The organism is Pleionea litopenaei (assembly GCF_031198435.1).
GTDB lineage: Bacteria > Pseudomonadota > Gammaproteobacteria > Enterobacterales > Kangiellaceae > Pleionea > Pleionea litopenaei.
Window position 1 is genome coordinate 2574604 of record NZ_CP133548.1, and the last position, 21177, is coordinate 2595780.

Annotated in this window: 17 protein-coding genes and 1 riboswitch; of the genes, 7 read left to right on the forward strand and 10 right to left on the reverse strand. The window is 42.0% G+C overall.

Annotation, left to right across the window (positions count from 1 at the left end):
* The first annotated feature begins 23 nt into the window (after nt 1–23).
* On the forward strand, nt 24–2468 hold the full coding sequence (locus Q9312_RS11600; protein ID WP_309201015.1) for a polyprenyl synthetase family protein: 2445 nt from the start codon (nt 24–26) through the stop codon (nt 2466–2468).
* Nucleotides 2469–2474: 6 nt separating this feature from the next.
* On the opposite strand, the gene Q9312_RS11605 is transcribed toward Q9312_RS11600, so the two are convergent.
* Nucleotides 2475–4385: an aminotransferase class V-fold PLP-dependent enzyme gene (locus Q9312_RS11605; protein WP_309201016.1), complete on the reverse strand. Its 1911-nt coding sequence runs from the start codon at nt 4383–4385 to the stop codon at nt 2475–2477.
* 288 nt (nt 4386–4673) lie between these two features.
* Between Q9312_RS11605 and Q9312_RS11610 the strand changes: the two genes are divergently transcribed.
* The 4 genes from Q9312_RS11610 (at nt 4674) to Q9312_RS11625 (ending at nt 10698) form a co-directional block, all read left to right on the forward strand.
* Complete coding sequence (locus Q9312_RS11610) at nt 4674–6086, forward strand: MBOAT family O-acyltransferase (RefSeq protein WP_309201017.1); 1413 nt, start codon at nt 4674–4676, stop codon at nt 6084–6086.
* Complete coding sequence (locus tag Q9312_RS11615) at nt 6061–7257, forward strand: hypothetical protein (protein ID WP_309201018.1); 1197 nt, start codon at nt 6061–6063, stop codon at nt 7255–7257. The genes Q9312_RS11610 and Q9312_RS11615 overlap by 26 nt, the downstream gene beginning before the upstream one ends.
* A 260-nt stretch (nt 7258–7517) precedes the next feature.
* Complete coding sequence (locus Q9312_RS11620; protein ID WP_309201019.1) at nt 7518–9626, forward strand: TonB-dependent receptor; 2109 nt, start codon at nt 7518–7520, stop codon at nt 9624–9626.
* Nucleotides 9627–9648: 22 nt separating this feature from the next.
* Nucleotides 9649–10698 carry a PepSY-associated TM helix domain-containing protein gene (locus tag Q9312_RS11625; RefSeq protein WP_309201020.1) on the forward strand — a complete coding sequence of 350 codons (1050 nt, stop codon included), beginning with the start codon at nt 9649–9651 and terminating at the stop codon, nt 10696–10698.
* Here Q9312_RS11625 and Q9312_RS11630 read toward each other — a convergent pair.
* The 4 genes from Q9312_RS11630 to Q9312_RS11645 all read right to left on the reverse strand — a co-directional run bounded on the left by Q9312_RS11630 (nt 10695) and on the right by Q9312_RS11645 (nt 14269).
* Entirely contained in the window at nt 10695–10874 is a 180-nt protein-coding gene (locus Q9312_RS11630) for a hypothetical protein (protein ID WP_309201021.1), read from the reverse strand. The genes Q9312_RS11625 and Q9312_RS11630 overlap by 4 nt on opposite strands.
* A gap of 167 nt (nt 10875–11041) precedes the next feature.
* Entirely contained in the window at nt 11042–11884 is an 843-nt protein-coding gene (gene yghU, locus Q9312_RS11635; protein WP_309201022.1) for a glutathione-dependent disulfide-bond oxidoreductase, read from the reverse strand.
* A gap of 135 nt (nt 11885–12019) precedes the next feature.
* Nucleotides 12020–13060 (reverse strand): acyltransferase, encoded by a 1041-nt coding sequence (locus Q9312_RS11640; RefSeq protein WP_309201023.1) that lies wholly within the window; start codon nt 13058–13060, stop codon nt 12020–12022.
* 225 nt (nt 13061–13285) lie between these two features.
* Entirely contained in the window at nt 13286–14269 is a 984-nt protein-coding gene (locus Q9312_RS11645; protein WP_309201024.1) for a BsuPI-related putative proteinase inhibitor, read from the reverse strand.
* Nucleotides 14270–14732: 463 nt separating this feature from the next.
* On the opposite strand from Q9312_RS11645, the gene Q9312_RS11650 reads away from it, so the two are divergent.
* Nucleotides 14733–15716, forward strand: a complete 984-nt coding sequence (locus Q9312_RS11650; protein ID WP_309201025.1) for a transposase — start codon at nt 14733–14735, stop codon at nt 15714–15716.
* 214 nt (nt 15717–15930) lie between these two features.
* On the opposite strand, the gene Q9312_RS11655 is transcribed toward Q9312_RS11650, so the two are convergent.
* From Q9312_RS11655 to metK, 4 genes are all read right to left on the reverse strand, one after another.
* The gene (locus tag Q9312_RS11655; protein WP_309201026.1) at nt 15931–16347 is read right to left on the reverse strand and encodes a hypothetical protein; all 417 of its coding nucleotides are present in this window, start codon (nt 16345–16347) and stop codon (nt 15931–15933) included.
* Nucleotides 16348–16351: 4 nt separating this feature from the next.
* Nucleotides 16352–16831, reverse strand: coding sequence for a hypothetical protein (locus tag Q9312_RS11660; protein WP_309201027.1), 480 nt, complete (start codon nt 16829–16831; stop codon nt 16352–16354).
* A gap of 111 nt (nt 16832–16942) precedes the next feature.
* Complete coding sequence (gene ahcY, locus Q9312_RS11665; protein WP_309201028.1) at nt 16943–18349, reverse strand: adenosylhomocysteinase; 1407 nt, start codon at nt 18347–18349, stop codon at nt 16943–16945.
* Nucleotides 18350–18367: 18 nt separating this feature from the next.
* Nucleotides 18368–18449, reverse strand: a riboswitch (S-adenosyl-L-homocysteine riboswitch).
* Nucleotides 18450–18475: 26 nt separating this feature from the next.
* Nucleotides 18476–19636 carry a methionine adenosyltransferase gene (metK, locus tag Q9312_RS11670; RefSeq protein ID WP_309201029.1) on the reverse strand — a complete coding sequence of 387 codons (1161 nt, stop codon included), beginning with the start codon at nt 19634–19636 and terminating at the stop codon, nt 18476–18478.
* A 403-nt stretch (nt 19637–20039) separates the two neighbouring features.
* Here metK and Q9312_RS11675 point away from each other — a divergent pair, with 403 nt between their 5' ends.
* Complete coding sequence (locus Q9312_RS11675; protein WP_309201030.1) at nt 20040–20612, forward strand: thioredoxin family protein; 573 nt, start codon at nt 20040–20042, stop codon at nt 20610–20612.
* A 66-nt stretch (nt 20613–20678) separates the two neighbouring features.
* Here Q9312_RS11675 and Q9312_RS11680 read toward each other — a convergent pair whose 3' ends face one another.
* Complete coding sequence (locus Q9312_RS11680) at nt 20679–21140, reverse strand: chemotaxis protein CheW (protein WP_309201031.1); 462 nt, start codon at nt 21138–21140, stop codon at nt 20679–20681.
* Nucleotides 21141–21177: the final 37 nt, after the last annotated feature.

Sequence of the window (21177 nt, forward strand, 5' to 3'; positions counted from 1 at the left end):
GAATCAGCCATTTGGAGAGTGACTTGAGCGATTTACACGAATTAACACGAGCAGCGGAACAAGGCACAGAGTTAACACACTGGCCATTCAATACCCTTACTCGAAAAGACAATGTCTTTAGTCAAACTCAATCTTCCCACTCCACTGATGAAGATTTTGAGCTCAATTACCGCAATGCATTTAAAAAGGCTGAAAAGTATGCCATTGATTTGGTTGACCTGAGCCTTTCGAATGCAACATTTTATAAGCTCGAGCAGCTTTACTTGGCTAATCCATCATTGCAACGCTCTCATCATTCGGGGATCTCTGATGACGAACACCATCAAACGATTGCTTCTTGGAGTTTTCTCGAGAAGATGGAAGCGGATCAACAACTTAAAGACTATTTACAAAAGTCACTGGAATACTTATTTATCCGTGATTTAGGTTCTACTCTAGACGACAAGAACACTCAAGAGACTATTCAATGCTATCGAAAGAAAATACATAAATATATTCGCAATAGGAGCCAACAGAAAGATTCACTTTGGTCCGTCGAATCACTGCTAGAAAACGATGGCGTCGACCCTAAAATTCAACAGCGCTTATTTTGGCTAAAACAACGACTCTATTCTATACAAGGTATTCTTCCACAACACTGGGATAAAACTAACTGCTTGCGGAAATTAGTCAAGGTAATCGCCGGTGTCGTTATGCATGCGATGGTGGAGCAAAAATTCACAAATAGAGAGCAACAAGTTGAGCATTTAGATAGAGCAATCACCCTTGGTTATTGTTATGGAATTACTTACCCTTTTATTGATGACGTTCAAGACAGTACTGATTTATCCAACAAAGACCATCAACTGTTTAAAGATTGCATTGTCGCTAGCTTAACCGACAAACAATCAAGCAAACTACCTGTGTTCAGTGAGAAAAATCGAGTTTTCATGCATCATGTTTACGTAAAGCTAGATGAGGCCCTCTCTCTAATAAAAAAACTTTTAAAGAATGATGAGCAAGATAACTTTTTTGCTCAGGCTTACATTTTCTTTCGAGCTCAAGACGAAGACCGGCTAATGAATAAGCTACGCTTCGTTTCTGTACCCTCTTTATTAACACCAATGATCTTAAAATCATCGGGTTCTCGATTAATCGCAAATCAAATAGTCAATCTTGAAAATGAAAAAGCGGAGCGATTTTTCTATTTTGGCATCTATAATCAATTTAATGATGATATTAAGGACATTTATGAGGATTTAGAGTCCGATAATCTCACGCCTTATACAGCGTATCTTAAGTTTCCTGAGAAATTTGAATGCTCTCCCTATAGAATCTACTGGTCGGTTGTTCTCTACCTCATTCAAAATGTTTATAACCAAGACAAGCATTTCACTCGGTTAATTCTCGAACGTAGCATTAACGCCCACAAAAGTCTGTTAAACAACGTTGGGCATGACAAATACCTTGAGCTGAAAAATACGTTGCTTTTTACCGGTAATGTTGGTTTCGATACATTAATAGAGAAAATGGTTGTCGCCAATAATAATATTGCTTGGTTCGACAAGTGGCTCAGTCGATATTTATCTAATCACTTTGAGCAAGACATTAAAGGATCAAATAGCTTTAAGAAGAAGTATAAAGACTATAAACAGGTCGTTGACCGTAGTATTTTCGAGCCATTAAATCAGCAGAGTGCGACTGATTCTCTACAGCAGCTTGCGCTTTATAGTCTAAACGGTGGCGGAAAACGCATGCGCTCTGTCATTGCGTTGCATTTAATGACGACACACTATAGTTTTTCGGAACAAGACAGTTATCCTGTATTGCAGCTACTCGAATATATGCATACTGCTTCATTAATCTTCGACGATCTTCCAGCCCAAGATGACGCCGACTTACGTAGAGGTCAACCCTCTTTGCATAAGAAAATCGACAACGTTGCGAATGCCGAGTTAACGGGTGTATTTTTAATAATGAAAGCAGTTGAGATGCAATCAAAGATTAACTGCGCGTCGGCAGATAAAGTACTGTGCTCGATTCAATATGCAGCAAGAACAACCCAAAGAATTTGCGAAGGCCAACGTCAAGATCTTGATTCTAAAGTCACGATAGACTTAAACGCACTAGAGGTAATGAGTTCTCTAAAGACCGGGCTCGCATTAGAAGCAGCTTGGATGATTCCTGCTTTACTAGCCGGAGAAAGTCACAACAATCTAAAGAGTATTGAGAAGTTATCTCACCATATAGGTATTGCATTTCAGATCAAAGACGATCTGTTAGATCAGAGTTCGCAAGTCATAACCATAGGAAAACCAGTCCAGCAAGATAAACATAAAGCCTCTTACGTCACAGCTCTCGGAGTAGATGAAGCCGAGCGACAATTGATGTTGCACTATCATGCCGCTCGAGAATATTTGCAACAATTACATCCTAGTGACTGGTTTTTAAAACAGCTACTCGATGTGATTGTTTTCCGCGATCAATAACGCTATTTAATCGTCGGCAACCACCGCAATGGTTCCATCTAAACTACCTTGAATGGTGATTTGTTGCATCGATAATGACTTTAAATAATCTAAATGTTGCGCTTGTATTTTTTGTCCAGGCACCAACAATGGGATTCCCGGCGGGTAAGGTGTAATAAGACCTGAACAGATTCTACCTTCCGACTCGGCTATCGATATATGATCTCTTCGTGCATAAAAAGCATCGGCAGGAAGCATTGCTAAATCAATAGGCGGTAAAGCATCAGGTACTCGCGTTGGTCGCTTTAAGCTAGATAATTTGACTTTTCCAGAGTCTAATTTTTTCAGTGCATTATAAAGTCGAACAATTTTCGAACGCGTTCCGCCCAAGGTTAAAAGAACTAATAAGGTGCTATGAGTATACTTCTCAATTTCTAATCCTATTTCATCCATTAAGTACTGGTGAACCGTTTTGCATGAGTAGGGTAAGGCTGAAATATCAATTAATATTTTGAGCGGATCATGTCCCATGTTATCACTTTCAAAATGGGAGAAAACGGCAGCGAAGTCTTTTGCGTCTAATATTTTTATTCGCTTTAATTGTGCGACCTGCGACTTAAATTCTTGCACATGACTTAGCAAAGCATTAATCAACTTGTACCCTTCCATTTCAAGCTGTTTGTGACAAACATCCAGTGATGCAATGAGCTGATATTTGGGAGAAGTCGATGCATAAATGCTAAAGATTTCTCTAAAAAAGTCTTCATCAAAATCTGGATCGTTAATGTGAATATACGATGCTTGTGAGAAGGCTGATACAACTTTGTGAGCAGAATGAGTAACGTAATCAGCTCCACACTCAATCGCAGAATAAGGTCGCAACGTAGGATGAAATAGTGAGTAGGCAAACCAAGCTTCATCAATAAAGACTTTAACGTCATGATCATGCGCGTAATCAATAACCTGCTTTAGATCGGTTAGAAGACCATCGTAAGTACAGCCGGTTAATACCAAAAGCTTTGCATCTTTGTTTTCATCAATGGCTTGTTTGATATCTGTCAACGATGGGGGAGAAAAAATTCCGTAGTGCGGATCAAAAATGCTATTGAGATAAATTGGAAGACTTGATGATTGTATAATACCGTAATGAACGGATTTATGGCAATTACGGTCAATAATGACTTTATCATTTCTTCTCAATAGCGTTTGTAAAATGATTTTATTCGATGTCGAAGAACCATTGGTAACAAAATAGGTTTGATTAACTTCAAACGTTGTTGCTGCAGACTGCTGGGCTCGACCAATAGCATGTGTACTATCTGATAGCGAACCTAAAAAATCGACCGATACGGATAAATCTCCGACAAATACATTACGACCATAAAACTGATAGAAATCTTTGATATAGGGAGAATTTCGAAAACTTGCCCCCCCACTATGTCCAGGTGTATGCCAAGAATCATTCGACTCAATGACATAGCGCTTATAAGCTGTCCAGAAAGGCGTTTCACAACGGTCATCAAAGTCATTAATGATATAGCCTAAAATGGCCTCTGGGTCAGACAATACATCATCTTTGAAAAAGAATGACTCTATTTCACTCGACTCATCGACGATTTTTAAGCCTTCGCTATCAACACCCAGCACATAGACCGGTAGTTCGAGTCTAATTTGTTTAATCGTAGCCACTAATTGTTGATATTCTTCACTGGTACTTTGTTCCGACTGTTCCGGCCAGCTAATAACAACGGCCTGAATATCACCATCGTTTCGTATTGATTCTAGCGCTAATGTCGCTTCACTGAACCCTTCAAGTTCGATTTGAATGTCATCACGTTCGAAGGTGGCGGATGTTTTAAAGAGATTTTCTCGAAGTTCAAATAGAAGTTCAGATCTCGACTCTAAGAGCAAAATTTTCAGCAAAGGTTTTTGATTCATCGTAAAACGTCCTTTTGTCGCCTATATGCAACGTCAATATCAAAATTTAGACACTATCGCCTCAGTTTAAAAGAGAGCACTATCTTGCACAACTGATTGTTGCGCCGCATTACTGAAAGATTAGAAATTTTTTGTTTCCATTCAAACTTTTCGACTTTCATTCTCGTCAAAGCTAATGGTATACCTGTAATTGAAATTCTAAACATCTTGATATTCTAAACTTATTGATATTCTAAAAATAAGGACGTCTTATGCTTTTATCCCATAATTCTATGGAATGGAGGCCGTATGATTTTTAATACGCCACTCTTTTTTCTGTTCTTTGCAATTTTCATTCTTTGTTATGGATTTATTTTCTTAAATCATCGTCCAAAAATCTATTTAATCATTGTTGGAAGCCTGATTTTCTATGGTGCCTGGAATTATCGATTTATTCCGTTACTGGTCGGTAGCGCTGTCGCCGATTACTTTATTGCCCAAGCCATCGCAAATGCTTCAACGGTCAGTCGCAAAAAATGGCTGGTTACGCTTTCTTTGACTATCAATCTTGGTGTTCTGGCTCTGTTTAAATACGCCGACTTCGTTTTGATTTCGGTAGCTGACTTCTTAAGTGCTTTCGGATATCAAGCGTCGTTACCTACACTTTCTTGGGTGTTACCGGTCGGAATTTCCTTTTATACCTTTCAAAGTTTGAGCTATACCATCGATGTTTATCGAGGTGATATGAAACCACGAAAAGGTCTCGCGGAGTTTGTCGCTGCTTTGTCTTTCTTCCCACAGCTTGTGGCAGGCCCTATCTTAAGAGCAAAGCAAATATTACCCCAAATGCATGCATTAGCACTGCCGACTTGGCTAGAAGCGAAACACGCATTTTTGCTGATTACCGTTGGTCTAATTAAAAAGACGGGAGCTGATTTGTTGGCCATACCCGCGCAAAAAGCCTTCGAGTCTCCTGAAACTTTGAGCACATTAGAGTTGTGGACGGGTGTCATTGCTTTTGCGGGTCAGATATACGGAGACTTTTCTGGCTACACCGATATGGCTATCGGCTTTGCCTTGTTACTCGGTTTCAAAATACCACTGAATTTTAGAGTCCCCTATTTCGCGGTATCTCCGGTGGATTTTTGGCGACGATGGCATATTTCATTATCGACATGGTTAAGGGACTATTTGTACATCTCTCTCGGAGGCAATCGTACCGGACAACGTACTCGAAACATTTTTATTACTATGTTGCTTGGAGGTCTATGGCATGGCGCCGCATGGACTTTTGTCGCATGGGGAGCCTTTCATGGAGTCATCATTACGGTTACTCATTTCTTGGCACAACTGCGTATTTTTTCAAGCTTTAATCAAGGCTCTGAAACTTGGAAGCGCATTTTCAAGTGGTCAATTACCTTCTACTTAATTTTACTTGGCTGGGTGCTGTTTCGTGCGGAGACGATGTCAGATGCCTGGGCAATGTTTGTCGGTATGCATACACTTGCGAAAGACGCGATTATTAGCACTCAAGCCATCGTTGTATTTATTGTCGTCATCATCTGGACCGGCTTAACACATTTAATGGATCACTTTGTATTAAAGGGCTCTGACAAGTTCGAAAGTAAAGGCTGGTTATTTTGGCCATTAATGGTGATCGGTCAATTGTTATGTTTACTAATAGGAGAGCCCAGCAATGAGTTCATCTACTTCCAATTCTAGAAAGATCTATCTAAAGATATCGTTAGCCATATTTCTAGGAATGGGCGCTGCGGTTTTACTAATGAGACTGCTGTTTCTAGTTATTGGCGCCGATACATCAAATATCATGGGACGCGTTGTAGAAGCCCGTCATGCGTTACCTAAAGTGGTTAAAGAGCCGGACGATCTCATGTTATTTTTTGGTTCTTCTATGGTCGACGCAGGTTTTTCTCCGCGACGATTTGATAAAAAACTTGAACAACGTGGTAAACAAGTTAAAAGTTTTAACTTTGGCTTCGGTGGATTAAATCCATTTTTTCAAGACTACTTATCGCGTCGAATTAAAGAGTCTTTTGAGCAAAGCGATCGAAAAATAAAACTCACCGTGATTGAGTTTAATCCATTTCAAGCAACTCAAACTCGTTGGAATGGTGCAAACAGTATCGTCGACTCGTTTATAACCATGTTAGCCAGTAACGACGAGCTAATAGAAATTGCTCGAAATGATCCTAAGCGCGGCGCTTTGTTATTTAACATTAAATATCTACGCAATGATATTTCCGCTGAAATGTTTACCAGTTATTTTGGTCGCGCACTGTTTCCTGGCACTCGGCCGCCACGGCTCGAAGAGCCAGAGGAATTGGTCAAACTAAGGCGAGAAGCCGGAGAGATGCTCGGTAAACTCTTCGAGAAAGAATACCCAGATTACACCGGTGAAGACTGGTATTACCCTTGGCAGGGTGGTGGGACGATTCCGGAGGAGCGATCAGAAGAGACTCTAGAGTGGTTTAAGAAATACTACTCTACCTTTCAAAACCCGGCCAACAAAGAAAATGCTCGTCAGCGACGAATCGCGTCTGCTGACATAGAGGAGCTTAACTTTGAACCTTTGTTGATTGAGAGTTTTATCCGTATTGTGAAGAACTTTCAAGCCGTCTCAGATCATGTAGAGGTAGTTATTCTACCCCGTCAAACCGAAGTGATTCATTACTCCGATGAAGCCAAAGCACGCCTGGCTAAAGCGATAGCCGAGATCGAGCAAACCACGGGAGTGATCATTCGTAATCAGCAGGAGTTACCACAATTCACTTCTGATATGTATCGCGATGCAACGCATTTCACACGCTATCATGGCGACTTAGTCTACACCGATCTCGTTGCAGAGGAATTTGCTCACTATTTTGATCAATAGGGAGCTCAACCCGCAAGCCAAAACAATCAAAGTCGACCCAGTACTCGCTGGGTCGAACGCCATCGTCCTTGAGATCTTTCAAGCTGATTGTTTTATAACAACCTATTTAGACGGCTTAGTGATCAACATTCAGCGACATTCTCTTGTGCTCTATCTCATAAAATAATTATTTTAAATCTAGATGATAATTGTTATCATTCGCACCATCATTAAGATTAACTAGATAAATTACACCAACGCGCATTTTTTAGGGGAAACTCATGTTACGTATCCAAACGCTAGCGCTAAGCGTCATTGCCGCTACCACTCTAGCTTCGAATTCTGTGGTAGCAAGCTCTGAAGGCACCAATCCTGAAGAGACTATCGTTATCACAGCAACTCGAACACCCGTCGCCAAAAGCGCTGTACCAGCGACCATAAAGATCATTGACGGTGATGAATTACGAGAACAACTCGCCGCCAGTGAGAGTCTATCGGATGTCTTGGGGAACCTATTACCGTCCTTCAGCCCTTCACGACAAAAACTAACCAATTCAGGCGAAACACTCCGGGGTCGCAAACCATTGTATCTAATCGATGGTGTTCCTCAATCAAATCCATTGCGTGATGGAGCTCGTTCCGCCAATACCATCGATCCAATGATGATCGAACGTGTCGAAGTCATCTTAGGTGCGAATGCGATTCAGGGCATGGGAGCGAGTGGCGGAATCATCAATATCGTGACGCGACAGGCTCAACAAGGTACGCAACATCAAGTCACTTCAGGCTTCTCGGTCGCTCCTGCGAACAGTGGCGATACTCTGTCATACGATCTTGGGTACTTGTTAAGTCATGGCCAAGACAATTGGCAACTAGTAACGGGAATTCGTATCAAAGAAACCGGAATGTATGTTGATGGCAACGGAGAATTAATCGGCGTGGACTCTACTCAAGGTGACACCATGGACGCCAAAAGTCATGATGTCTTCGCTAAGGTCGGCTACCAATTCAGCGACACTCAAAGCCTTGAGTTTATGCTTAATCATTTTAATCTAGCGTCGAACGGCGACTACATTGTCGAGGCCGGAGACCGCGCCAATAACATTGCAGCCGTTTCAATTGAAGGAGAACTCGAGGGCGACGCGGCTGAAAACGAAGTCACCACTGTAAGCATTAATTTTCATGATCAAGACTGGTTTAGCGGTGATTTTAAGTGGCAAGTTTTTTCCCAAAGTTTCTCAGCACTCTACGGTGGTGGACGTTTCGCGACCTTTCAAGATCCTGCCTTAGGAAACAATATCTATGATCAGTCGCGCAACGACTCCAATAAAATTGGTTCACGCATCACCATCAACTGGCAAAAAATTGCGAACACTGGATTCGATATTACCACTGGATTTGATTTCCTACGTGACAGAACCTATCAAGAGCTAGCGCAAACGCAACGCAAATGGGTACCCAGTACCGACTTTGAGAACTGGGCGCCCTATATTCAAACGCGCTATCAGATCGGCGACTGGCATTTAAACGCAGGGCTTCGTTATGAACATGGCGAACTGCAAGTGGACGACTTTACAACGCTTTATGCCTACAACAGCACCCAAGTCGCAGGCGGCTCTCCTTCTTTCAATGAAATGCTTAGCAATGTCGGTGTCGTCTATGACTTTTCTTCACAGTGGCGCGGTTATGTCAGCCTATCAGAGGGATTTAGCATGCCCGACGTCGGCCGAGTTCTACGAGGCATCAACCAGCCAGGTTTAGCGGTCGATTCTTTCTTAGATTTACAACCCGTTCTCACTGACAACAGCGAAGTTGGTATTGAATTTCGGGGAGAGGTGGCTCAGTTTAGTTTGAGTTATTTCCAATCTAACTCTGATCTAGGTTCTCGATTGTCAGCCAATGCTGATGGTATCTATGAAGTTAATCGTGAGAAAACCGATATTTATGGCGTTGAAGCATCGTTAGATATTGATCTATTAACGAATTCTTTATTAGGTTTTGACTACAGTGATACCGAAGGTAAATACGACAGCAATGATGATGGCAAAGTTGATAGTAAACTTGATGGACGAAATATCGCGCCACGTCGGTTAAATGCATTCTTAACTCACCGTTGGTCTGATCAATGGCAATCTCGTTTACAATGGAACAAGTTCTATAATCGTCACATCTATGTTGGCAGTGCGGCGATTAATAATTTTGAGGGATATAGCACTATTGATATCACTACAACACTTACCACTGAAAACATTGGTCAATTTATTTTTGGAATCGAAAATCTCGCCGACGAAGACTACTTCACTTACTACGCACAAACGGCCGGTAATGACGCACGAAACTTTAAGGGTCGAGGACAAACAGTTCGAGTGAACTGGCAATATCAATGGTAATTAGAACGGCTTATACTTTCTAATGTCGGTTAAAAAATCGATCAATTGGTTACATCGATGGCTGGGTCTTGCACTCAGCCTTTGGCTTTTTTTAATTAGCCTAACGGGAACGCTTTTACTCTTTAAAAATGATCTCTTGAAACTGACTTATCCCGAACTTAAATCAGCGGTGATTTTAAACAGCTATGAACTTCCAGACGATCTCAGTCATGCGCAATACACTTTGCTACCAAATCAAGTCCGTCACTGGGTTGAAGTAGTCGATATCCACCAAACCAGACATTACTACTCCGCATCGGGCGAAAAAGTATTGGCTCGTGCAGCGCTCAATGATTGGATCGACGTTATGGTAGAGTTTCATCATCATTTATTGCTCAATCAGCTGGGAAAACAGTTGCAAGGTATTTTTGGCATTGGCGCACTCTTTTTACTCTTATCAGGGATCTATAAGTGGTGGCCGAAACGTCGACTAGGGAATAAAGATTTTCAGATTACTTGGGCGAAGCCAGGGAACAAAAAATTCGGGCAAACCTTATGGCAATCGCATCGAACGTTTGGCGTTATATTATTCATTCCTATGTTGATTGTAACGGCAACCGGAACGGCGATGATTTATTCGAGCGAAGTAAAAAGTGCACTGATCTTTTTCTTCCCAAATACCAATGATGAACAATCAACAAATCAATTTACAATCCCTGCCCTAAACGAGAGTAATTATTCATCTTGGTCTGCTCGACTTGCACAAGTTGATCAGATATTCAATTCTGCTCAACCTTCGGTCATCTATCATCAAGCGAACAAAATACGTTTAAAGCAGGTAGCTGAGTGGCATCCCAATGGACGAAGTTACATAGAATACAATTCGGATGGTAATACCATTAAACAAATGACTAATTATCATAAACTGGCTCTTGGAGAACAGATTTCACACACGGTTTATCCTCTGCACATTGCTTCGGTAGGTGGCTCAGTTTATCTTACTTTGATCATTGTTAGCGGAGTCGTTTTGCTTTGGCTTAGCATTAGCGGCGCATGGTTTTGGTGGTGGAAACGCCAACTTAAAAAACGTTAATCATCTAACGTTGGCTCTAGAATCGCCAGAGACAAGGTTGTTATCGGACCGAGTAATAACGAAATTAATAGCCAGTTTAATCCACTTCGTTTTTTAGACTGAGCCAACACGGCGTTGATTAATGCGAGACTGCCCCAACCAAATAACCAAGCACTGACAATCATGATATTTTCCATTCACACCCTCCTTGTGCATTGAGGGTGCAGCCTAACCAAAGGTTGGTTACTCGACAAAGCCTATTTAGCGGTTGCTTGCAACGGCTCACAAAAGAAGTCAACACAACTCGGCGTGAAATCAATGATGCTATCAATTACCGCCGAGCTATGTAAGCAATCAACGACATTTAACTAGGAAAATCTTGCTTACCGTGGCGTTCTGGAACCTGTTCGTTTTCCTCACCCCAAGTTTTATTGACCATAACACCGCGTTTTACAGCTTCTCGCTCAGCAATTTCTTCAGTCCATCGAACTAAATGTTTATAGTCTTGTACTTGTAAAAACTCAGCCGCGTCGTAGACTTTATTCTGCACTAGGGCGCCATACCAAGGCCAAATTGCCATATCAGCAATTGAGTACTCGTTACCCACCATAAACGGATGCTTCGCTAAATGTTTATCGAGCACATCCAACTGACGTTTCGCTTCCATCGCGTAACGATTAATAGGGTACTCATATTTCTCCGGTGCGTAGGCATAGAAATGTCCGAAACCTCCACCTAGAAAGGGAGCGCTCCCCATTTGCCAAAACAACCAAGACAAACATTCCGTACGCTGATGAATTTCAGAAGGAATAAAGCGATTAAATTTTTCGGCTAAGTAGAGCAAAATTGCTCCCGACTCGAAAATTGGTAATTTCGGTGTCTGACTGTGATCAACCAACGCTGGTATCTTGGAGTTCGGATTAACACTCACAAACCCACTGCCAAACTGGTCACCTTCTAATATATTAATTGGCCACGCATCGTATTCGGCTTCATCAACGCCCGCGGCCAATAGCTCTTCTAACAAGATAGTTACCTTGACACCATTCGGTGTTGCAAGAGAGTAAAGTTGTAAAGGATGTTTACCTACCGGTAGCGCTTTCTCGTGAGTAGCTCCCGATTCAGGTCGGTTAATATTGGCAAATTTTCCACCACTACTGGCATCCCATTGCCAAATTTTAGGAGGGGTATAGACTGGATCACTCATGACTGGCTCCTATGAATCGTTGTTTCATTTTAAAATCAACGTGATGACTAGAGTACAAAGCTTAAAGCACTCTAGCCGGAGAATACAGTCATCCTTTCGATCACTTACATCTAAAATTACGAAGCATTGCCGACTTTAACTCGCAATGATCTGACGACTATAGCGACCGAGTACCCGCTTGCCAATAATACCGATCAAGCAACAAACTGATAAGCTGACCAGTCCGCGTAGCAACCAAAGGGCGAAACTAGAATCAACATTTTGCTGACCAATCAGTAGTTCGATCAATACAAAGATGTATATATGACAGAAGAATATGGTAAAGCTATAACGAGCCAATATATCCAATAGTCGACCATTTAGGCTCTGATAGCGCCTGAGTAAACCGATTAAGAAGGCACACATCAATAACTTTTGAATAAACTCAAAATCAAATTGCCATTGTGCATTATCAAACGCGGCATCCGTTAACAAAGAACCATGATAAGACGCGAAGTTGAATTGAATGGCAATTAATGCACTCACTATCACAAATAGCATCAATGCATAACGTTCGAAAATGGGCTCTAGCTGCTCTCGATAATCATTGATCCACATGCCGGTAATAAACACCGGTAAAAAGTAGGCGACGTGCCTTGGCACATCGACAATAGGAACGGGTCCTCGATGCAAAAACATCGACATAACAATGAGAGGAACAAGCAACCAGTAAAACCAACGATTCTGAAAGATTTTAGCCAATAAAGGCGCCATCAAAATGATCACAATGATCATCGGCATAAACCAAAGGGCATAATTGACATGAGCGCCGCCAACCAAGTAATGTGCCATCACTTGTTCAACGACGCTGCCCGAATGGAACACTTCTAACTGACTATAGCTGGGTGCGACCCAAACAGTGAAGACAATCGCTGGTATCGACAACAATAAGTAGGGAATGACTAAATTCTGAAATTTCGTTTTGTAGTAGGTCTTAAGAGGGTACTTACCGTTTAGGTGTTTAAATAAGTAGCCGGATATAAATACAAATAAAACCGTGCCGTTACTTAAAACATCTTTGAGAAGATTAAACAATTCAGGATTATTTGACCAATCGAATTGAAAATAGAGCGCATGACCTAAAACGATAAAAACAATCGCAATCCCGCGAAACGAGTGAATATAATTCAGCTGCATATTACATCCTTGTCTAAAAAAGCTAACATGGTCGGAACGTCATTCTGATTTCTCTTAATCAGATACTACTGAGGTTCGTCATTGAACCTTACGTCGGTCAAGGATTATACACTTTCTTACTGAGATTTGAAATTGCGATTTTAATAGGGTACTCCAACATCAAACCATCATCGCCACTCTGACTTTCAGAGTGGCGAATCATTACAACCGAATGTTCTAATGAATTTACTGGGCAATACTCATTCGCTGGTCAATAAATAGAGGGGCTTGTGCGCCAAAAGAGACCGCACTAAATACGCTCGCTTCTGGGTGATTGCTTCCCATAACCATAATCTTCAAAGTGTAGCTACCCACATCTAGAGCTTCGCCATTAAAGTTTACCAATGTAAGCTCACCGCCAAAACGCTTTGAAGCACCAGCCGCTAGCTCAATCGATTGCAAAGCTTGAGTAAAGCGTTTGTTGGCTGACCATTTATTCACAACTTCACCATAAGCATTAAGAATTTCTATCTCAAACGTCTGTGAAGAGTTAAAGCGAAAAACTTCTGGAGAACTAGAATGATTGGTTAAAGTGATGTAAGCCGACACTTTATCTTGTTCATTTGATAAAACGCGTCCAACTGGAAAATCAGTCGTGACAGCAATACCTTGAAACTGCGGAAAGACAACGCCAGCAATTTTCGCGCTCGTTAGCTCAGTCACAACGGGACCAATAATACTTTGTTGCGCATAAGACACCAAACCTACACCTGGAGCAAAAGTCGCTTCAGCTAAACCTGCATCGGCACAGTTACCGTTAAAAACCAATTTTATACTGTCGCTAAAGCTTCCTGCTAATGTTGATGCTTCAAGGGCCTTTTCTGCCAAAGTTGCCTGCGTTGTACAACCATCGATATCAACGTTATACGTGGTACCGACTTCGTCAGAAAAATCGACCAATAATTGAGTCTCACCATCGTCATTAAACCAATAAACTTGTTGGCTCGAATCTGAACTCCATACCCACTGACTGTTACGACCTAAATAGTTTGAAAACTTTTTCCAGTTGCTGCCATAGGTATCAACAACTTCAACGTTTACTTCTTGACCATTATGCTTGAATACTTTTTGGTCTTGCATTTGCATCGGCATGAAATCATTCGCGAATGACATAATGCTTGAGGTAACTAAACTTCCCGTTAATAAAACCTTACATAAAGCGTTCATCATTTTTCTCCATAAAATTCGTATTGGTTTGAACTCGGTGTTCGCGAATTATTATTGTGATTTTTTAACAATGAACAATTGAATAAATTTTCGGTTTAAAATTAGTTTTTCTAATGCATGACATTCAAAGCCAAACGACATAAGGCTTACAGTTTTTTTGAACTGGCTCACATTTTAAAAATTGAACTTTTTATGACGAGCACTAAACAATCAGTTCATAATTTATTGCGATAAAACAAGTGCAATAGTTGTCATTATATTTTCTTATTATTTTGCTTTGCGTTTTGTAATAGTTATGAAAGAAAAACTGAGGACATCCATCTATCCTTTCAAATAGAAGATAGGAGAACAGGGAAGAGCTGAGGACACCCATCTATCTTTTCAGCTTCATCGCAAAATCATGATTGAATCGAAAGCAACATCTCATTAGGGTGAAAGGCCGACATTAACGATAAGGACATCGCTTATGACGCAACCTCGAAAAACACTCATTGATTTAAACCAAACCAGCTATTACCACTGCATTGCTCGATGCGTAAGGCGCGCCTTCTTGTGTGGCGAAGATGCTTTTTCAGGCAAGAACTATGAGCATCGTAAAGATTGGGTAGTTGAGCGATTATCATTGCTGGCTGATACCTTTGCCATTGATGTGGCCAGCTACGCGGTCATGTCGAATCACTACCATCTGGTTCTACGAGTTGATATTGAAAAAGCCGAACAATGGTCCGAAACAAACGTCATCCGCCGTTGGAAACGACTGTACAAAATCCCGTTGATTGTGAACCGATACTTAAAAGGCAATGCCTCCCCGGCTCTCACTCAAATGGCTCAAGAGCTCATCACGGAGTGGCGACAACGACTTACCGATATCTCTTGGTTTATGCGCTGTTTGAACGAGTATTTAGCGCGTAAGGCAAATATAGAGGACCAATGCACAGGACGATTCTGGGAAGGACGCTTTAAGTCACAAGCGTTACTCGATGAAGCAGCGGTGGTGACAGCCATGGCTTATGTCGACTTAAATCCTATCAGAGCCAATCTAGCCAGTACACCTGAAGACTCGGATTACACCTCGGTAAAACAAAGAGTTCGAAATAAAGATAAGGACTCAAGTTCGCGCAACGTAAAGCTGATGAAGCTCACTCAATCAAGCAATAAGTCGCATCGACACGGGTTTAACGTAACTGAAGCCGATTATTTAGAGCTGGTCGATTACAGTGGGCAAGCTATTCGATGTGATAAACGAGGATACATTCCGAGTGACCTCCCACCGGTACTTGAAAGACTCAACCTAGAGCCTGATGGATTTCTTGAGTTAATGCAGCGAGACGACAACATTGCAGGTCTAAGAGCCGTCGGCTCGCCCTCTGCATTGACTCATTTGTTGGATAGTTTAGACCAACGATTCATTAAAGGCGTTGGTATTAGCAATAGACTTTATTCGAGTTAAATTAGGATTTTAAAAAGGTCGCTAGACGAAGCGACTGAGTATCCCTATGTCTCACAATATTTTTATCGCCTTCCTAGTTAAACTATAACCTAACCCTGCTATTTTATTTAACCGATAGAAAAAGAGAAAACCGCTATGAAGTTAGTTTTCTTTCTTAAGTAATGGATGTCCCTGTTTAATTTGAGAGAGTTGGATGTCCTAGTTTAATTTTAGTTTAATTCGATTCATCACAAACCGTAAACTCGTCGAAATAATCAGATTTAAGCGGTGGTTGAAATTTTCCTAGTCCGAGTGTTTGTCGTTGCTGATTGAATTTTTGCAAAAGGTTTTCGGTCATCAGCTGAGCTTGCTGATGCCCTTCTTCAGTAAGCTTAGGGCCTTGAAAGAAGAATTCATCAATTTCGGGCATTAGTTTAGCGGGCATTTGCGTATAAGCTAATGCGAGTTGGTCAATCTCGTTGAGTCGCTCGTTATTACCTTTCAGTTCTTCCGCCTTTCTTTGATAGGAGTAAGAAAATGATAAATCTGCAAAAGCATAAACATTGCCTAAAACAGCAGAGCTAAATAAATATTCTCTCGCTTCTAATAGAAGTGACTCATCGTAGTCTTCTGAAATATTAGGAAAACGCATTAACTCATCGCCACACTTTATTCACCCCAAGTGCATACATGGCATCTCGATCACCGTTACGCGCCAGTTCGCTAAGTGATTGATTACTGTACTCAGCATAAATGTGTCCAACCTGATCAATCTCTCCAGACAATTCAAACCGAGGCGCTCCCCAACTTGCGTACCAATTTTGTACTTGTTCAGCTAGCCCAGATTTCACAAAATCGTTATAAGGAATACAGGAAGATTCGGCTTCTACTACGCTAGTGCTATTTCTCTGTGTGTTAGAGGTGCGATCATCAACTTTTTGCTGATTCACTTCCGTATTAGCACTATCACTCTTGGTAAGTGAAGATGAGGGGTTGTTACTCAAATTCTTGCTTGACTGAGTAACCGAATTCGTTTGAATGTCGTCTGTAGTCGACTTGGATTTTTTGAAAGCCGGCCAAAGAATTATTAAGAAGATAAGTACGATTGGCGGCAACGCCATTAATAATCTTTTCATTTTAGTACTGACCTAATCTCGAGAACGCTTAGATGAAAAGTATCAAGCTTACACAATTGAGCATAAAAAAGCCCGCTATAGCGGGCTTTTAATGTTGAATACCATTCTTTCTTAGTAACGGTAGTGATCTGGTTTATAAGGACCTTCAACTGGAACGCCAATGTAATCAGCTTGTTCTTTCGAAAGTTCCGTTAAGTTAGCACCGATTTTCTGTAAGTGTAAGCGAGCCACTTTTTCATCAAGATGTTTCGGTAATACGTAAACTTCTTTCTGATAGTTGTCACCATTTTTCCACAATTCAATCTGTGCAATCACTTGGTTAGTGAATGATGCTGACATAACAAACGAAGGATGACCTGTCGCACAACCTAGGTTAACCAAGCGACCTTCGGCTAATAAGATGATGCGTTTACCATCGGGGAAAATGACATGATCAACTTGTGGTTTGATGTTTTCCCACTCATACTTTTTAAGTGAAGCAACATCAATTTCATTATCAAAGTGACCGATGTTACAAACAATGGCTTGGTCTTTCATAGCTTTCATGTGTTCTTCTCGAATCACATTGAAGTTACCGGTGGTGGTCACGAAAATATCGGTCATGCCAACAACGTCTTCCATGGTAACGACTCGATAGCCTTCCATGGTCGCCTGTAATGCACAGATAGGATCGATTTCGGTCACAAAGACGGTCGCACCTTGAGCTGACAAAGATTGCGCACACCCTTTACCCACGTCACCGTAACCCGCTACCACTGCGATTTTTCCAGCAATCATAACGTCGGTTGCTCGTTTAATACCATCGAGCAAACTCTCACGACAACCATACAAATTATCAAATTTAGACTTGGTTACAGAGTCATTCACATTGATGGCAGCAAATGGCAGTCCGCCATTTTTTTGCATTTGATACAAACGATTCACACCAGTGGTCGTCTCTTCGGTAACCCCTTGAATATTCGTCGCACAGCGATCATAGAATTCAGGATCTTCTTTCAACTTCTTTTTAATCGCAGCAAACAAGAAAGTCTCTTCTTCAGAGCCCGGGTTATCAAGAAGCGATAAATCTTTCGCGGCTTTTTGACCTAAAACAACGGCCAGGGTAGCGTCGCCACCATCATCTAAAATCATGTTAGCGGTTTCGCCATTTCCGAAATCTAAGATTCGGTGTGTGTAGTCCCAGTATTCTTCTAAAGTTTCACCTTTGTAAGCAAATACCGGTACTTTTGCAGCGGCGATTGCCGCAGCGGCATGATCTTGGGTAGAGTAGATGTTACAGCTAGCCCAACGCACTTCAGCACCTAACTCAACGAGCGTCTCAATCAACACAGCCGTTTGAATGGTCATGTGCAGTGAACCCGCAATTCGAGCACCTTTCAATGGTTTCTCGGCACCAAACTCTTCGCGCATAGCCATCAAGCCAGGCATTTCAGTTTCGGCTATACGAATTTCTTTGCGACCAAAGTCAGCTTCGGAAATATCTTTAATGATGTAATCGTTGAAATCAGCATTCGACATAAATGTCTCTCCATTCTTTTCGAATGGGCGCCCTTGCAATTAAACATGATGATCCAGCTGAGCGTGACAGAAAGGTTCCGCTGCAGCGCCCCTCAGCTGGATTTAAAGAAAGGTATTATAACTCAGTTATAAGCCGGCTGCGGCACGAAGTGCATCCGCTTTGTCGGTTTTTTCCCAAGTGAAGTCTTTATCTTCACGACCAAAGTGGCCGTATGCTGCTGTTTTACGATAAATCGGACGACGTAGATCCAACATATCGATGATACCTTGAGGACGTAAATCAAAATGCTCTCGAACCAACTCGGCGATTTTAGCTTCATCAACCTTGTGCGTGCCGAAGGTATTGATTGAAATAGAGGTTGGTTCAGCGACACCAATCGCGTAAGAAACTTGAATTTCACAACGATCAGCTAATCCAGCAGCGACAATGTTTTTCGCCACATAGCGACCGGCATAAGCTGCCGAACGATCCACTTTTGACGGATCCTTTCCAGAGAAAGCACCGCCACCGTGACGCGCCATACCACCGTAAGTATCCACTATAATTTTACGACCGGTTAAACCGCAGTCTCCCACTGGGCCACCAATAATAAATTGGCCGGTTGGATTAATATGATATTTGGTATCCGCATGTAGCCACTCTTCCGGGATAACTGGCTTTATAATATGCTCCATCACCGCTTCTTGAATGGTTTCTTGAGACACTTCAGGGTCATGTTGAGTCGATAATACGACCGCTTCTACTGCGACGGGCTTGCCGTTTTCGTAGCGCATGGTGATTTGTGACTTTGCATCAGGACGAAGCCAAGGGAGCGTACCATTTTTGCGTACTTCTGCTTGACGCTCGACTAGTCGATGTGAGTAATGAATAGGCGCAGGCATCAGAACAGACGTCTCATTGGTTGCGTAACCGAACATTAACCCCTGGTCACCAGCTCCTAAGTCTTTGTTATCGCCTTCATCAACACCCATTGCGATGTCAGCAGACTGTTTACCAATGGCATTAAGTACCGCACAACTTGCACCATCGAAGCCTACGTCAGAGCTGTTGTAACCAATCTCTGTAATGACGTCACGCACGACATCTTCAAGATCAACATAAGTAGACGTGCGTACTTCACCCGCGATGACAGCCATTCCGGTTTTGACCATAGTCTCTACCGCTACTCGAGCATTCGGATCATCAGCGATGATTGCATCTAAGATTGCGTCTGAAATTTGATCCGCCATTTTATCTGGGTGACCTTCAGAAACCGACTCAGATGTGAAAATTGTGTATTCAGCCATTGGGCGTATTACCTCTTTAAAAATTCGTTTCTCACTAATCGTTTCTATTCCAAAAGAACAGAGACTGTATACGACAGAAACTGACCATGCAGACTAACTTTTTATCTGTCTAGGCAACTTATGACTTACTTTATGCCATAAGAGCCAGCTTCACAGACTGCTAGACTGCCAAATGGGCGCAATTTTACTGCGATTCGACGAGATTTTCATCTTTTTTAACGCCCTTTTCACGTTCTAGTAAACTACCATGCTTTTCAGTAAGGGCAAGCGTTTCTAATCGACAAAGCGCAATACCCCGACAAATCTCACAACTCATTAATTTAATTGTAATTTTTTCTATGCTCTGACCGAAAAGCCATTACAATAGTACAAAAATCATAGATTACAGCTTTGAGGGTAAGCAGTGAATCAACGTTTGAACTTTCCAGCCAGAGTTGGTTGGACAGCTCCCGATTTCAGTCTAACAGGAGTTGACGGCAACCAATGGAACTTAGCCGCCAGTCGTGGCGCTATGGGTCTGGTCGTTGCGTTCATTGCCAACGACTGCCCTTATGTAAAGCCCATTCGTGGGCAGCTTAATGCCGTAGCCAACCAACTTAAGGCGATGGGCATTGGTATGATCGCTATCAACTCAAACGATCCGGCGATTAGCCCAGACGACTCTCTCCCCTACATGCGCGCACTGACTCGTGAATTCAACTTCGCTTTTCCCTACTTAGTAGATGATAAACAAATTATGGCGAAAGCCTTTGGTGCCGAGACCACTCCAGAATTTTTTGGGTTTAATGCATTGATGGAACTGCAGTATCGAGGTCGTTTGGGGTTGAAAAAAGATGAACCCATTGAGCAAAGTGAATTAATGCAGGCGATGCATCAAATTGCGCTTACTGGTCAAGGGCCGTTAGAACAAATAGCCAGCGTCGGATGCAAGATCAAGGGTGGAAATGCTAGGCGTCAAGTTGAACTCGACGCTTAAGGTGCCGCCTTTTCGAACTTAGATCGTTTGGCACAGCGGCTTTTAATTGAAAGCGGCGGCAAGCGATTAAGCCGCGAGCTCTTCTTTTATCAGTGCTTCTAATTTGTCGAGATCGGGAATGGTTGCCTGAATTGTTCCTATTTGCACTTTAGCCTTATCAGCAACCCCTAAAGAGTCCGACTCAACCATCGATATGGATGGCTCAGTCACGTGAGTAAGTCGTGGTATACCTTGCACGATGATCGCAATATACGGCATTTCTTCGTCACCGTTAATCGTATGAACCACCGCCACCCGTGAGCGTTTATTGGCTTGTGGGTCTTCACCGCCGTTTAAAATGTCCAAAGAAATCATCGGAACTTTTATTCCGTGCCAGTGCAATGTGCCAATAAACCAATCTGCGCCTTCTTTCTGGTAAGCGACATCACCGAACGGCACTATTTCAGCCACCGTTACGTTAGGAAGCAAAATACTTTGGTCGATGATAGGTATCATCAGACTGTAAACTTCAGCGATTTTATTTTCCACACTCTTCTCCCGTCGCTTATATCAAAGCTCAGTATAA

Bases quoted from the DNA above. Each gene is read 5' to 3' on its own strand.
- metK (WP_309201029.1), bottom strand. From the start codon at position 19,636: ATGGCTGAATACACAATTTTCACATCTGAGTCGGTTTCTGAAGGTCAC.
- Q9312_RS11655 (WP_309201026.1), bottom strand. From the start codon at position 16,347: ATGCGTTTTCCTAATATTTCAGAAGACTACGATGAGTCACTTCTATTA.
- Q9312_RS11620 (WP_309201019.1), top strand. From the start codon at position 7,518: ATGTTACGTATCCAAACGCTAGCGCTAAGCGTCATTGCCGCTACCACT.
- Q9312_RS11660 (WP_309201027.1), bottom strand. From the start codon at position 16,831: ATGAAAAGATTATTAATGGCGTTGCCGCCAATCGTACTTATCTTCTTA.
- Q9312_RS11615 (WP_309201018.1), top strand. From the start codon at position 6,061: ATGAGTTCATCTACTTCCAATTCTAGAAAGATCTATCTAAAGATATCG.
- Q9312_RS11650 (WP_309201025.1), top strand. From the start codon at position 14,733: ATGACGCAACCTCGAAAAACACTCATTGATTTAAACCAAACCAGCTAT.
- Q9312_RS11605 (WP_309201016.1), bottom strand. From the start codon at position 4,385: ATGAATCAAAAACCTTTGCTGAAAATTTTGCTCTTAGAGTCGAGATCT.
- Q9312_RS11625 (WP_309201020.1), top strand. From the start codon at position 9,649: ATGTCGGTTAAAAAATCGATCAATTGGTTACATCGATGGCTGGGTCTT.
- ahcY (WP_309201028.1), bottom strand. From the start codon at position 18,349: ATGTCGAATGCTGATTTCAACGATTACATCATTAAAGATATTTCCGAA.
- yghU (WP_309201022.1), bottom strand. From the start codon at position 11,884: ATGAGTGATCCAGTCTATACCCCTCCTAAAATTTGGCAATGGGATGCC.
- Q9312_RS11630 (WP_309201021.1), bottom strand. From the start codon at position 10,874: ATGGAAAATATCATGATTGTCAGTGCTTGGTTATTTGGTTGGGGCAGT.
- Q9312_RS11640 (WP_309201023.1), bottom strand. From the start codon at position 13,060: ATGCAGCTGAATTATATTCACTCGTTTCGCGGGATTGCGATTGTTTTT.
- Q9312_RS11645 (WP_309201024.1), bottom strand. From the start codon at position 14,269: ATGATGAACGCTTTATGTAAGGTTTTATTAACGGGAAGTTTAGTTACC.
- Q9312_RS11610 (WP_309201017.1), top strand. From the start codon at position 4,674: ATGATTTTTAATACGCCACTCTTTTTTCTGTTCTTTGCAATTTTCATT.